A 13,085-nucleotide genomic window follows, 5' to 3' on the forward strand; every position below is an offset into this window, starting at 1 on the left:
TGGGCCCATGTTCGAAGTGCTCGTGTTTGTGTATGAAAACTACTGGCGCGGCGATGCCTGCCCCGAACCCGAACAGCTGGGCCGCAAGCTCAGTGCGCACGGTTTCGAGGCGGACGAAATACGCGACGCCCTGCAGTGGCTCGACGGCCTGAGCCTTGCCACGCAAGGCCTGCAGTTTGAGCACCAGGCCAGTGAAGGCGATGACGACAACGCCATCACCACTGCCCGCGTCACGCTGGGCGGCGCGCCCGATGCGGCGCTGCCCCAGTCGAGCCAGTCGATGCGCGTGTACTCGCCGTCGGAACAGGAGCACCTCGGCGCCGAGTGCCTCGGCTTCATCCGCTTTCTCGAACTGTCGAACGTGCTGCCCTGCGGCCTGCGCGAGATCGTCGTCGAGCGCGCGATGGCCGCACCGGGTGACCCGGTGGCATTGGACGAACTCAAGATCATCGTGCTGATGGTGCACTGGAGCACCGGCATCGAGCCCGATGCGCTGGTGCTCGACGAGCTTTGCGAGAGCCGCGAAGGCCGTACGGCACACTGAGCTCGCCTCCGAGCTGCGCGCACTTCCCCACAGACGAGAACAGCCGCGCGGCTGACTAGTTCAGCAGTCGCTCGGGATTCGCGTCAAGCTTCGCCAGCGCCTCTCGCGTGGCGCGCGCGGTGAGCGTCTCTTCCTCGGCCGGCACCAGCAGGCCGGCCTGCAGGTACATCGCCAGCCGTCCGGCCTGGATGAGGAAGCTACGGCCGTCGGCCGAGGCGAACAGGTGCAGCTGCTTGCGGTCGCTGCGCCAGACGAACTGGACCTGCGTGACGCGGTCGTTGTGGTCCAGCATGAACCAGTTGCCGACCTGCAGCTCGTGGGTCCACGCGAGCATGTCCTCGGCCACCTTGACGCCGGCGGTGTCGGAAATGACCTCGATCGCGGTCGCGTCCACGCCGAGCAGCAGCTCGATGCTCTGCGCGTCCAGCGGCAGGCTGGCGGCGCTGCCGTCGTCGGTCACGAAGTCTTCCAGGTGCGCCAGCCGCTCGGCCATGGCCTCGATCTTGGCCTGGGGAATGGCCTCGGTCTTCGACATGAAGGCGTCGGTGAGCGTGGCGCCGATGGTCTTGATGTGTCCTTCCTGCGGCTCACCGACGATGCCCAGCAGGTCCATGCCCTGACGCAGGCGCTGCAGCAGCTGCGGCAGGTCCTGGATCACGCGGGCGCGGTCGGCGCGGTTGGGCTTGGCGCTCGCGGCCCAGACCAGCTCGGAGGCCACGCGCTTGAGCATCACGGTGTGCTCGCCCTGTGCGCCGTAGCGCAGCGCGGCGATGGCCAGCACCTCGGCCCAGACCTTGAACAGGAACTCGCGGATCTCGTCGCGCACCGGCATGTCGTTGAGCATCTTGCGCAACTCGATGGTGTACTGGATCGCCATCGTCTCCTTCTGCTCGACCTGCTGCGCCACGCTCATGACGCGCTGCGTGGCGTCGCTCTGCGTGAGGTAGCGGCTGAGAAAAGCGACGAACTCGTCGAACACCAGCTTGAACACGCGCTGGCCGGTCTCGGGGTACTGCTCGATCACCTGCACCACGCGCTTGATCTCGTTTTCGAGCGCGCTGCCGGTGATGGCGGCGGCGTCGAAACCCATCACGCACGAGCCCATGCGGTCGATCAGCATGCGCGCGGGGTGCTGCAGGGTGCCGAAGAATTCGGGCTCGGCGATGGCCACGCGCAGCACGGGCATCTGCAGCCGCGCGAACCACACGCGGGCGGAGAACGGAATGCGTTCTTCCGCGAGGATGGCCTGGAACATCAGCGCCACGATCTCGACCGTGGCCTTGTCGGCCGTGGTGGGCGCGCGCTTCTTGAGTTCGGCGGTGCGCCGGCGCAGGTCGACGGCGGTCTGCTGGATCAGCGTGGCCTGCTCGCCGCCGCCATCGATGTACTGCGTGGCCGCCATGCGGTAGGCGACCTCGGCATCGGCGATGGCGCCGGCAAAGGTGCGTGAAAACACGCGGGGCGCGGCCACGCCGCCACCTGTGCCGGTCGTGCCCCCGCCCGGTTGCGAGGCGCCGGCCTCGCCGCCGATGCGCGCGGCGACAAAGCGCTTGAGGCTCAGCAGCGCGGTCTGCGCGCGCTGCCGCGCGAAGGCGAGCGGCGAGCTGCCCATCATCGAGCTGGAGGCCGGCCCCGACGACGGCACGGACGCCGCATGCGAGGCCTGGAAAGCGAAGCCCGGACGCTGCTGCTGCTGCGATGGCTGCTGGCCGTGCGGCACCGCCGCACCCGCCGGCGCGCCCTGCCCCATCGGCATGCTCGACGACACCGGCATGCCCATGGACGACGGGCCGCCGCCCGAATCGCCCGTGCGGCGCACGAAGCTCTTGAGGTCGATTTCGGGCATCACGCCCTGCGCGATCAGGAAGGCGTTGGCGCTTTCGTAGGCCTTCACGACCACATCCGCCAGGGCCTGCTGCGCCGTGCCCTGCACGCGGCCCCAGGCCTCGCGGCTCAGGCCGGCGGCCAGCCACTGCTCCACCAGCAGCTTGGCCAGGGTCTCGGGTTTCAGCACGTCCCGGGCGTCGAACTCGTGCGTGCCTTCGAGGTGCTGGATGCGCAGGCGCAGGTCGCTGAGTTCGAAGCTGGCCTTGTCGTGGATGGTCTGTGCCAGGCGCGAGGCGAGGATGTTGCTCTCGACCACCTCGTCGCCGATGAGCTCCAGCCGCAGCGCCGCGGGGGCCGACGAAGTGGCACCCACCGGGCCCGTGCCCAGCGCCTTGCGCCAGCCGGTCTGCGCCAGCGACACCCACTGCGAGGCATGGCCCTGGAACGCCACGAGGTCGTCGCGGCTTTCCTGCATGGTGCGCGCGCTGCCGACATCGGAGGCCACCGCGGTCAGCCGGTCGCGAATGGCCTGGGCCAGCGGAGCGATCGCACCTTCCGTGGCCGCCACGAAACGCTCACGCGCCTCGCGTGCGAGCTGCAGGGAAGAAGCGGACCGCGCAGTGCTCATTGATGGATCGGAAAGGCCGGAGAGAACGGTTCATCGGCGACAGCCCCGAGCTTGCATCGGGATGCGCCACCGCACAAGTGCGGGTGACGCGAAGCTGGCGCCGAAGTATCCCTCAGACGACGGCGCCGGCGTTCGGGTCGTCGCCGCCGGAGTCGCCGTCGCGCTTGACCGGCGGGCCCTTGATCAGGTCCTCGCGCTTCACGCCCAGCCACATCGCGATCGCGGCGGCCACGAAGCACGATGAGTAGATGCCGAAGCAGATGCCGATGGTCAGCGCCAGCGCAAAGTAGTGCAGCGTGGGGCCGCCGAAGAAGAACATCGACAGCACCACGAGTTGCGTGGAGCCGTGGGTGATGATCGTGCGGCTGATGGTCGAGGTGATCGCGTTATCGATGACTTCGGTGGTCGTCATCTTGCGGTAACGGCGGAAGTTCTCGCGCACGCGGTCGAAGATCACGACCGACTCGTTCACCGAGTAGCCCAGCACCGCCAACACCGCCGCCAGCACCGCCAGCGAGAACTCCCACTGGAAGAAGGCGAAGAAGCCCAGGATGATCACCACGTCGTGCAGGTTGGCCAGCACGGTGGACAGCGCGAACTTCCACTCGAAGCGGAACGCCAGGTAGATCATGATGCCGATCACCACCATGGCCAGCGCCTTGATGCCGTTGGAGGTCAGCTCGTCGCCGACCTGCGGCCCGACGACCTCGATGCCGCGCTGCGTGGCCGACGGGTCGACCGACTTCAGCGCCTGCATGACCTGCGCGCTCTGCTGGTCGGAGCTCATGCCCTTCTGGGTGGGCAGGCGGATCTGCACGTCGCGCGAGGTGCCGTAGTTCTGCACCTGCACTTCGGGATATCCGAGCTTGGTGACGGCCTCGCGCACCTTGCCGATGTCGGCCGATTGCTCGTAGGCCACTTCCATCACCGTGCCGCCGGTGAACTCCACCGACAGGTGCAGTCCGCGGTGGAACAGGAAGAACAGCGCCAGCGCAAAGGTCGCGAAGGAAATGATGTTCAGCACCAGGGCATGGCGCATGAACGGGATGGTCTTGTGGATGCGGAAGAATTCCATGGCGATGGTCCTCGGCCGTTACTTGGTGTCGACCACGGCCGTGCCGTCGGTCTTGGGCCGCCAGACGGTGCCGATCGACACAGACTTGAGCTTCTTCTTCTGGCCGTACCAGAAGTTCACGAGGCCACGCGAGAAGAACACGGCGGAGAACATCGAGGTGACGATGCCGATGCAGTGCACCACCGCGAAGCCGCGCACCGGGCCCGAGCCGAAGGCCAGCAGCGCGATGCCCGCGATCAGCGTGGTCACGTTGGAGTCGAGAATCGTGCCCCAGGCGCGGTCGTAGCCCGCGTGGATGGCGGCCTGCGGCGAGGCGCCGTTGCGCAATTCTTCGCGCACGCGCTCGTTGATCAGCACGTTGGAGTCGATGGCCACGCCGATGGCCAGCGCCATGGCCGCGATGCCGGGCAGCGTGAGCGTGGCCTGCAGCATCGAGAGAATGGCGACCAGCAGCATCAGGTTCACGGCCAGCGCGATCGACGAGAACAGGCCGAACAGCGCGTAGTAGGCACACATGAAGACCATGATGGCCAGGAAGCCGTACATCACGCTCTTGAAGCCTTTTTCGATGTTGTCGGCGCCGAGCGTCGGGCCGATCGTGCGCTCCTGGATGATCTCCATGGGCGCGGCCAGCGAGCCGGCGCGCAGCAGCAGGGCCAGGTCGCTGGCTTCGGCCACCGTCATCGAACCCGAGACCTGGAAGCGGTTGCCCAGTTCGCCGTTGATCGACGGGGCCGTGAGCACTTCGCCCTTGCCCTTCTCGAAGATCAGCATGGCCATGCGCTTCTTGTAGTTCTCGCGGCTGACGTCACGCATGATGCGACCGCCCTTGGCGTCCATGGTCAGGTCGACCTTGGGCTGGTTGCTCTGCTGGTCGAAGCCGGGCTGGGCGTCGGTGAGGTTCTCGCCGGTGACGAGCACCTGCTTCTTCACGATCACCGGGCGGCCACCGCGGTCGAGGAATTTCTCGGAGCCGAAGGGCACGGGCGCGCCGCTCAGTTCGGCCGCGCGGCCTTCGGAGCTTTCGTCCACCATGCGCATTTCGAGCGTGGCGGTGCGGCCCAGGATTTCCTTGGCCTTGGCCGTGTCCTGCACGCCGGGCAGCTGCACGACGATGCGGTCCAGGCCCTGCTGCTGGATCACCGGCTCGGCCACGCCGAGTTCGTTGATCCGGTTGTGCAGGGTCGTGATGTTCTGCTTGAGCGCGGCGTCCTGCAGGCGGCGGGCCGCCTCGGGCTTGATGGTGGCGGTCAGGCGCCAGTTGGTGCCGTCTTGCGTGTCGGTGGTGCTGAGGTCGGGGAACTGGTCCACGATCAGGCGCTTGGCGGTCTCGAGCGAGGCCGCGTCGCGGAAGGTCACCTCGACGGTCTGGCCGTTGCGGCTGACCTGGGTGCCGCGGATGCTCTTGTCGCGGAAGGTGGTGCGCAGGTCGCTCGCGAACGATTCGGCCTTCTTGTCGATGGCGCCCTTCATGTCGACCTGCAGCAGGAAGTCGACGCCGCCGCGCAGGTCCAGGCCCAGGTACATCGGGAACGCATGCAGCGACGTGAGCCACTTGGGCGAGCGCGACAGCAGGTTCAGCGCCACCGTGTAGGGCGGATCGCTGGCGTCGGGCACCAGGGCGCGCTGCACGACGTCGCGCGCCTTGAGCTGGTCGTCGGTGGTGGTGAAGCGGGCGCGCAGCGAACCAGCGTCCAGCGTCACCAGGTCGGGCGTCAGGCCGGCCGCCTTCAGCGCCTCCTCGACCCGGGTCTGGGTGGCGGCATCGACCTTGACGGTCGTCTTGGCCGCGGACACCTGCACCGCGGGCGCCTCGCCGAAGAAATTGGGCAGGGCGTAGATGAGCCCCACGAGCAGCACGATCACGATGATCGTGTACTTCCAGACCGGGTAACGGTTCATGAGAAGGCGCTTTTCACAAGCGTTTCAGAAATGGAACACGGCGTGACTTGGGGCCCTGCGCCCTGAAGCGCAAGGTTCAGCTCACGCTTTTATTGCTTGACGGCGCCCTTGGGCAGCACCTGGACCACCGCGCTGCGCTGGATCTTGATCTCGACGCCGTTGGCGATTTCCAGGCCGAGGTACTGGTCGTTCAGCGAGGTGATCTTGCCGAGCACGCCGCCGGCCGTGGCGACTTCGTCACCCTTGGCCAGGGCTTCGATCATGGCGCGGGCCTCTTTCTGGCGCTTCATTTGCGGGCGGATCATGACGAAATACAGCACCACGAACATCAGCACCAGCGGCAGCATGCTGCCCAGCGAAGACAACATGTCGCCACCACCGGCGGCTGCGGGCGCGGTTTGAGCGAAAGCAGAGGAAATGAACAAGAGAGTCTCCAGCAGAGGGAAGAGAGAAGAAAAAGACTTCAGATGCGCGGGCCGGGCCCGCGGTTCCGCGCCCACGAGGGATGCGGGCCGCAAGTCAAAGGCTCGGCGGGGGAGGCCGCGCGCAGTCGGGCATTGTATTCGGCGCGGATGGCCGTTTCGCGCCCTTATCCGGCGCACCCCCGAGGGCTTTCAGCTATGGTTTAAATAGCAAAGAGCGCCGCAGGGGCGCTCTTTGTCAGGGGAAACGGGCCTGGCGGATCAGGCCGCCGCGCGCTGCACCTGGGGGTTGCGCCACTTGCCCATCAGCTCGGTCCAGCGGGTGCGGGCCGCCGCGAGGTTGCGCTCCTTGACGTGGCCGTAGCCGCGGATCTGCTCGGGCAGGCTCGCGATCTCCAGCGCCAGCGCGTGGTTGTCGGCGCGCAGGCCCTTGAGCACTTCCTCGATGCTGGCGCGGTACTCGCCGATGAGGGCGCGCTCGGTCTTGCGCTCTTCGGTGCGGCCGAAGACGTCGAGCGCCGTGCCGCGCAGGCCCTTGAGCTTCGCCAGGAAGCGGAAGCCCGTGAGCATCCAGGGGCCGAACTTCTGCTTCTGCAGCTGGCCCTTGGTGTTCTTCTTGGCCAGCAGCGGCGGCGCCAGGTGGTAGTTGAGCTTGTAGTCGCCTTCGAACATGCCCTCGACGCGGTCCAGGAAGGTGCGGTCGGTGTGCAGGCGGGCGACTTCGTACTCGTCCTTGTAGGCCATGAGCTTGAACAGGTAGCGCGCCACCGTTTCGGCCAGGCCCGTGCTCTTGCCGACGGCCGACTCGACCTGCTGCACGCGGCCGACGAAGGCCTTGTATTCCTCGGCGTAGGCGGCGTTCTGGTAGCCGGTCAGGAATTCGGCGCGACGAGCGACGAGGGCCTCGACCGTCTCGCGCTTCTTGAACTCGATGACCTGGCCCGGGCGCACGCGCTTTTGCAGCTCGTCCGGACGCACGGCGGCCTGGCGGCCCCACTCGAAGGCGGTCTTGTTGTTCTCGATGGCCACGGCGTTCAGCTCGATGGCGCGCATCAGCGACTCGTGCGCCAGCGGCACCCAGCCCTTCTGCCAGGCGTAGCCCAGGATCATCGGGTTGACGTAGATGGTGTCGCCCATCAGCGCGGTGGCGGCGGCATCGGCGTCGAAGGCGCCCAGGCCGTCGATGCCCACGGCGCGTGCAATTTCAGCGGCGCAGGCGTCTTCGGGGTTCTGCCAGTTGGCGTTGCGCACGAAGGCAGCCGTGGGCGCGCTGTGGCTGTTGAGCGCCACGTGCGTGCGCCCTTCGCGCATGCGCGCCATGGTCTCGGCGTTGATCGTGACGAGCGGGTCGCAGGCCAGGATCAGGTCGGCCGCTGCGGTGCCCACGCGGGTGGTGCGGATGTCGTCCTGCGTGTCGCCGATGAGCACGTGGCTCCAGGTGGCGCCGCCCTTTTGCGCCAGGCCCGCCGCGTCCTGCGTGACGATGCCCTTGGCCTCGATGTGCGCGGCCATGCCCAGCAGCTGGCCGATGGTGATCACGCCCGTGCCGCCAACGCCGGCCACCACCACACCCCAGACCTTGCCGCCCGCGAGCGACGGAATGGCGGGCTCGGCCAGCAGGCCGAACTCGGCCGGCGTGGCCGCCTTGTTCTTGCCCTTCTTCTTGAGCTGGCCGCCCTCGACGGTGACGAAGCTCGGGCAGAAGCCCTTCAGGCAGCTCATGTCCTTGTTGCAGCTGCTCTGGTTGATGGTGCGCTTGCGGCCGAATTCGGTCTCCAGCGGCTCCACCGAGAGGCAGTTGCTCTGCACGCTGCAGTCGCCGCAGCCTTCGCAGACCAGCTCGTTGATGACCACGCGCTTGGCCGGATCGACGGCCGTGCCGCGCTTGCGGCGGCGGCGCTTCTCGGTGGCGCAGGTCTGGTCGTAGATGATGGCCGTGGTGCCGGCCATGGCGCGGAACTCGCGCTGGATGTCGTCGAGCAGGTCGCGGTGCTTCACCTGCACGTGGTCGCCCGGAATCGAGACGCCCTCGTACTTCTCGGGCTCGTCGGTGACGATGACGACCTTCTTGGCGCCTTCGGCGTGCAGGCTCTCGGCAATCTGCAGCACCGAGTGGCCCTCAGGGCGCTCGCCGACCTGCTGGCCGCCGGTCATGGCGACCGCGTCGTTGTAGAGGATCTTGTAGGTGATGTTCACGCCCGCCGCGATGCTCTGGCGGATGGCCAGCAGGCCGCTGTGGAAGTACGTGCCGTCGCCCAGGTTGGCGAAGATGTGCTGGTCGGTCGTGAAGGGCTGCTGGCCGACCCATGGCACGCCCTCGCCGCCCATCTGCGTGAAGCCGATGGTGGAGCGGTCCATCCAGGTCGCCATGAAGTGGCAGCCGATGCCGCCCATCGCGCGCGAGCCTTCAGGCACGACGGTGCTGGTGTTGTGCGGGCAGCCCGAGCAGAACCAGGGCTGGCGCGTGGCGTCGGCCACGCTGGTGGAGGCCTGCTGCACCACCATCGCGCGCTCCTTGGCCTCGAGGATGGCCAGCTGCGCGTCGATGCGGGCGGCCATGTCGGCGCCGGCGGCAGCCAGCAGGCCGGTCTTCTTCAGGCGCGCGGCGATGGCCTTGGCGATGAGCGCCGGGTTCAGGTCGGCGTTGGCGCGCAGCAGCGTGTGCGAGGTCGGGTTGGGCATCGACCATTCGCCGCCGGAGTAGCCGTCGTCCGTGGAGCTGGCGCCTTCGTCGAACTTGCCGACCACGTTGGGGCGCACGTCGGAGCGCCAGTTGTAGAGCTCTTCCTTGAGCTGGTATTCGATGACCTGGCGCTTTTCCTCGACCACCAGGATTTCCTGCAGGCCGGTGGCGAATTCGCGCGTGAGCTGCGCTTCGAGCGGCCACACCACGCCCACCTTGTGCAGGCGGATGCCCAGCTGGCGGCAGGCCGCGTCGTCCAGGCCCAGGTCGATGAGCGCCTGGCGCGTGTCGTTGTAGGCCTTGCCGCTGGCCATGATGCCGAAGCGGTCGTTCGGGCCTTCGATCACGTTGTGGTTCAGGCGGTTGGCGCGGATGTAGGCCAGCGCGGCGTACCACTTGTAGTGCATGAGCCGGGCTTCCTGCTCCAGCGCATGGTCGGGCCAGCGGATGTGCAGGCCGCCGGGCGGCATCTCGAAGTCGGTGGGAATGACGATGTCGACGCGCTCGGGGTCGATCATGGCCGTGGCGCTGGACTCGACGATCTCCTGGATCGTCTTCATGCCCGACCACACGCCCGAGAAACGGCTCAGCGCGAAGGCGTGGATGCCCAGGTCGAGGATTTCCTGCACGTTGGCCGGGAAGAACACCGGCGTGCCGCAGGCCTTGAAGATGTGGTCGCTCTGGTGCGCGGCCGTGCTGCTCTTGGAGATGTGGTCGTCGCCGGCCACCGCGATCACGCCGCCCCAGGCGGTGGTGCCGGCCATGTTGGCGTGCTTGAACACGTCGGAGCAGCGGTCCACGCCCGGGCCCTTGCCGTACCAGATGCCGAAGACGCCGTCGAACTTGTTGGTGCCCTGGGGCGAGAAGCCCAGTTGCTGCGTGCCCCACAGCGCCGTGGCCGCGAGCTCTTCGTTCACGCCGGGCTGGAAGACGATGTTCTGTTCCTTGAGGAACTTGCTGGCCTTCCACAGCGCCTGGTCGTAGCCGCCGAGCGGGGAGCCGCGGTAGCCGCTGATGAAGCCGGCGGTGTTCTTGCCGACCTGCTTGTCGCGCAGGCGTTGCAGCATCGGCAGCTTGACCAGGGCCTGCACGCCACTCATGAAGGCGCGCCCGTAGTCGAGGCTGTATTTGTCGTCGAGCGTGACGGTTTCTAGCGCGCGGCGAATGTGCTCGGGCAGCGGGGCGTTCATGTTCTCTGTCTCCGTATTGGCAGGGCTTTGTGGGCCTGGCTGAGGGGTGTGGGTCTGTGCCCGGTAGGGCGCAAGCCCATGGTGACGCAAAGTGTATGCCGGGGTCTGCGACAGGTGTTTGCGTTTTTTGCCTCGAAAAAACGACTTTCAGAAAGAATCTTGCTTAACATCCACCCCTATGGAAAGCATTGACAAGTTCGACCTAGCTATCCTGCAAGAACTGCAGACCGATGGCCGCCTCACGAACGCCGAGCTGGCGCAGCGCGTGGGCCTGTCGGCGGCGCCCTGCTGGCGCCGCGTGCGGGCGCTGGAAGACGCCGGCTTCATCAAGGGCTACCGCGCCGAGATCGACCGCCACAAGATCGGGCTGGGCGTGCTCGCTTTCGTGCGCGTGGACACCGAGCGCGTGACCCACGAAGCCACGCGCAAGCTCGAAGACGCGATCCGCAAGATGCCCGAGGTGGTGGCCTGCCACTACATCAGCGGCACCGGCACCTTCGAGCTGCAGGTGGTGGCGCAGGACCTGAACGGTTTCTCGGCCTTCGCGCGGCAGAACCTCATGAACCTGCCGAACGTGAAGGACCTGCACACCAGCTTCTCGCTGGGCGAGGTGAAGGCCAACAGCGCGCTGCCGCTGGGGCACCTGGCGAAGTAGCCGCCCCAAAAAAAGAAAAGGGCCGCCTCCCGCGAGGGAGCCGGCCCGACGGCGATGCGCCTTGGCGGACTGATTAGAAGGTGATGTCCTTCTCGACGTCCTGCAGCTTGCGGCGGGCCAGCGCCAGGTTCGACTTCGCCTTGTCGAGCACGAAGTAGATGAACACGCCTTCCTTCTGCGCCATCGGGCGCAGCAGGTGGTACTGCTTGCCCAGCGTGATGAGGATGTCTTCGATGGTGTCGCTCAGGCCCAGCGCGCGCATCGTCTTGAGCTTGGCACGCATCACTTCGGTGTTGCCGGCGGCGGCCACTTCGAGGTCCACGCCGGAGCCGGCGGCGCCCAGCATCATGCCGCTGGCGGAATCGACCACGGCAGCGCACAGGGCGCCGTCGGCGGTCAGGAGGGTGTCGAGGCTGGTCTGGATCGAGGCCATGTCAGTAAGTCCTGTGAGTGAAATTCATGCGAATGAAAAAAGAGGGTGGAGACGTCGCATGCCAATCCGTCCCCGCCCGTGAATTCGTGGGTGAGGCCTAGGGCTGCGGCGCCTCGAGCGCCCGCACGCAGGCCGCCGTGCGGTACATCGCCTGCGCGAGCACCGCGTCGGCGTCGGCGATGACGTTCACCACCAGCGAGGTCTCGCCGCTGTGCACCGGGCTGACGAGCGCAAAGCCGTTGTCGGTCGCGACCGTGATGCAGGTGCAGCGACCCAGGCGCGCCTCCTGCGACACCACCGCGCCGATGGCGGCGATCGAGCTGGCCATGGCGGCGATGCGTGCGGGCTCGACGTCGCGCCGCGCGACGCTGGCGATCTCGAAGCCATCGGGCGTGGCGATCACCACCGAGGCGATGCCCGTGACCTCGTCGAGCACGCGGCGGGCCTCGACTGCGGCGCGCAGCTTCAGGGCGTGGGGGATCTTCATGGCGTGGCCTCCTCGTCGAGCACTTCGATCTGCATCAGCAGCGTCTCGATCAGCGCGACCACGTCGTCCTTGCGGCGCGGGTCGACCGCCAGCAGCGGCAGCACCAGCCCGCGCGCCGCCAGGGCCTGCGCGTAGTCGTCCAGCGTGGGGGTGGGGTGCGACGGCAGGCGGCTCACGCCCACGGCGCAGGGCATGCGCTCGAGCGCGCCGGCGAAGCCGTCCAGGTACTGGGCCAGGTCGGCCATCGGGTCGGGGCGGCTGTTGTCCAGCAGGATCGCCAGGCCCAGCGCGTCGCGCACCAGGATCTTCCACATGAAGTCGAAGCGGCTCTGGCCCGGCGTGCCGTACAGGCGCAGCCGGTCGCCGTTGTCCAGCGTCACCTGGCCGAAGTCGAGCCCCACCGTGGTGGTGGCCTTGGCGACCGAGGTGTCGGCGTTGGCGACCTCGGTGGCGATCGGCGCGGTCTCGCTGATGGCCGCGATGGCCGTGGTCTTGCCCACGCCCATCGGGCCCGTGAAGACGAGCTTGAAGTCCCTCATGCCGGCGCCCCGTTCAGGCCAACCCGAGGCGTCGGCGGATGCGCGAGAGCAGGCCCCGCTTGTGCTGCGCGGCCTCGCCGCCGGCGCCGGCCCCCGAGGGGCGCGGCGCGCGGGCTTCCTCCGACCAGGTCAGTGCGCCTTCCTCCTCCAGCAGGCCGAGGAAGGTGCTGCACTCCTGCACGTCGATGCGGCCCAGCACGCTCAGGCTTTCGGCCGACTGCGCGCTCTTGGACAGGGCCGCCGCCAGCCGCACGTAGATCGGATGGCGCTGCAGGGTCACCTGCGAGGGCCAGCGGATCAGCGAGGCGCGCGCGCGGATCGAGCGCACCATGGCGCGCGCCGCGTCGCCCGAGGCCCCGCTGGGCGCGACCTGATTGAGCAGCGCGACCAGCTCTTCCGCATAGATGGGACGTGCCAGCGTGCGGCGCGCGGGCGCGGCGGCCACGGCCTCGCCGCGCGCCACCATCGGCACCACGAAGCGCGCGGCCGGCGTCTGCCGCTCGGCGGCGGGCGCATCGCCGTCCACCAGCAACAGGTCGCAGGGCTGCGACTCGCTGACCGTCCACAACGACCGGAGATTGGAGCTGAGGCGAACGATGATCCGCAGGAGCTCGACCTCGACCTGAGGGAGCCCCATGACGCCCAAAACCAATGGCATACCTTCTTCCCTGAGCAATTGTTCTTAATAGTTCCTTATTGT

Annotated in this window: 11 protein-coding genes; 2 read left to right on the forward strand and 9 right to left on the reverse strand. The window is 67.7% G+C overall.

What is annotated here, in order from left to right:
* Positions 1-7 precede the first annotated feature (7 nt).
* On the forward strand, positions 8-544 hold the full coding sequence (locus FFI97_RS32145; protein WP_139700756.1) for a DUF494 family protein: 537 nt from the start codon (positions 8-10) through the stop codon (positions 542-544).
* 55 nt (positions 545-599) lie between these two features.
* Here FFI97_RS32145 and FFI97_RS32150 read toward each other — a convergent pair whose 3' ends face one another.
* The 5 genes from FFI97_RS32150 to FFI97_RS32170 all read right to left on the reverse strand — a co-directional run bounded on the left by FFI97_RS32150 (position 600) and on the right by FFI97_RS32170 (position 10,271).
* Entirely contained in the window at positions 600-2,999 is a 2,400-nt protein-coding gene (locus FFI97_RS32150; protein WP_139700759.1) for a DUF1631 family protein, read from the reverse strand.
* 112 nt (positions 3,000-3,111) lie between these two features.
* Positions 3,112-4,074, reverse strand: coding sequence for a protein translocase subunit SecF (gene secF / locus FFI97_RS32155; protein ID WP_062478240.1), 963 nt, complete (start codon positions 4,072-4,074; stop codon positions 3,112-3,114).
* An 18-nt stretch (positions 4,075-4,092) separates the two neighbouring features.
* Positions 4,093-5,976 carry a protein translocase subunit SecD gene (gene secD, locus FFI97_RS32160; protein WP_139700761.1) on the reverse strand — a complete coding sequence of 628 codons (1,884 nt, stop codon included), beginning with the start codon at positions 5,974-5,976 and terminating at the stop codon, positions 4,093-4,095.
* Between the two features lie 89 nt (positions 5,977-6,065).
* Positions 6,066-6,401 carry a preprotein translocase subunit YajC gene (gene yajC / locus FFI97_RS32165; RefSeq protein ID WP_062478234.1) on the reverse strand — a complete coding sequence of 112 codons (336 nt, stop codon included), beginning with the start codon at positions 6,399-6,401 and terminating at the stop codon, positions 6,066-6,068.
* A 258-nt stretch (positions 6,402-6,659) separates the two neighbouring features.
* The gene (locus FFI97_RS32170) at positions 6,660-10,271 is read right to left on the reverse strand and encodes an indolepyruvate ferredoxin oxidoreductase family protein (RefSeq protein ID WP_139700763.1); all 3,612 of its coding nucleotides are present in this window, start codon (positions 10,269-10,271) and stop codon (positions 6,660-6,662) included.
* Between the two features lie 178 nt (positions 10,272-10,449).
* On the opposite strand from FFI97_RS32170, the gene FFI97_RS32175 reads away from it, so the two are divergent.
* Positions 10,450-10,926, forward strand: a complete 477-nt coding sequence (locus FFI97_RS32175; RefSeq protein ID WP_062478228.1) for an Lrp/AsnC family transcriptional regulator — start codon at positions 10,450-10,452, stop codon at positions 10,924-10,926.
* Positions 10,927-10,999: 73 nt separating this feature from the next.
* On the opposite strand, the gene FFI97_RS32180 is transcribed toward FFI97_RS32175, so the two are convergent.
* The 4 genes from FFI97_RS32180 to FFI97_RS32195 form a co-directional block, all read right to left on the reverse strand.
* Complete coding sequence (locus FFI97_RS32180) at positions 11,000-11,359, reverse strand: hypothetical protein (protein WP_062478225.1); 360 nt, start codon at positions 11,357-11,359, stop codon at positions 11,000-11,002.
* A gap of 97 nt (positions 11,360-11,456) precedes the next feature.
* Positions 11,457-11,846: a roadblock/LC7 domain-containing protein gene (locus tag FFI97_RS32185; RefSeq protein ID WP_139700765.1), complete on the reverse strand. Its 390-nt coding sequence runs from the start codon at positions 11,844-11,846 to the stop codon at positions 11,457-11,459.
* The gene (locus FFI97_RS32190; RefSeq protein WP_139700767.1) at positions 11,843-12,385 is read right to left on the reverse strand and encodes a GTP-binding protein; all 543 of its coding nucleotides are present in this window, start codon (positions 12,383-12,385) and stop codon (positions 11,843-11,845) included. The genes FFI97_RS32185 and FFI97_RS32190 overlap by 4 nt, the downstream gene beginning before the upstream one ends.
* Before the next feature lie 13 nt (positions 12,386-12,398).
* Positions 12,399-13,022 carry a hypothetical protein gene (locus tag FFI97_RS32195; protein WP_144004556.1) on the reverse strand — a complete coding sequence of 208 codons (624 nt, stop codon included), beginning with the start codon at positions 13,020-13,022 and terminating at the stop codon, positions 12,399-12,401.
* Positions 13,023-13,085 lie beyond the last annotated feature (63 nt).

The sequence above is a fragment of the Variovorax sp. KBS0712 genome (assembly GCF_006323185.2).
Taxonomy (GTDB): Bacteria; Pseudomonadota; Gammaproteobacteria; order Burkholderiales; family Burkholderiaceae_C; genus Variovorax; species Variovorax boronicumulans.

Excerpts from the sequence above, each read along its gene's own strand:
- FFI97_RS32145 (WP_139700756.1), top strand. The coding sequence starts at position 8 with ATGTTCGAAGTGCTCGTGTTTGTGTATGAAAACTACTGGCGCGGCGAT.
- FFI97_RS32150 (WP_139700759.1), bottom strand. The coding sequence starts at position 2,999 with ATGAGCACTGCGCGGTCCGCTTCTTCCCTGCAGCTCGCACGCGAGGCG.
- secF (WP_062478240.1), bottom strand. The coding sequence starts at position 4,074 with ATGGAATTCTTCCGCATCCACAAGACCATCCCGTTCATGCGCCATGCC.
- secD (WP_139700761.1), bottom strand. The coding sequence starts at position 5,976 with ATGAACCGTTACCCGGTCTGGAAGTACACGATCATCGTGATCGTGCTG.
- FFI97_RS32170 (WP_139700763.1), bottom strand. The coding sequence starts at position 10,271 with ATGAACGCCCCGCTGCCCGAGCACATTCGCCGCGCGCTAGAAACCGTC.
- FFI97_RS32175 (WP_062478228.1), top strand. The coding sequence starts at position 10,450 with ATGGAAAGCATTGACAAGTTCGACCTAGCTATCCTGCAAGAACTGCAG.
- FFI97_RS32180 (WP_062478225.1), bottom strand. The coding sequence starts at position 11,359 with ATGGCCTCGATCCAGACCAGCCTCGACACCCTCCTGACCGCCGACGGC.
- FFI97_RS32185 (WP_139700765.1), bottom strand. The coding sequence starts at position 11,846 with ATGAAGATCCCCCACGCCCTGAAGCTGCGCGCCGCAGTCGAGGCCCGC.
- FFI97_RS32190 (WP_139700767.1), bottom strand. The coding sequence starts at position 12,385 with ATGAGGGACTTCAAGCTCGTCTTCACGGGCCCGATGGGCGTGGGCAAG.
- FFI97_RS32195 (WP_144004556.1), bottom strand. The coding sequence starts at position 13,022 with ATGGGGCTCCCTCAGGTCGAGGTCGAGCTCCTGCGGATCATCGTTCGC.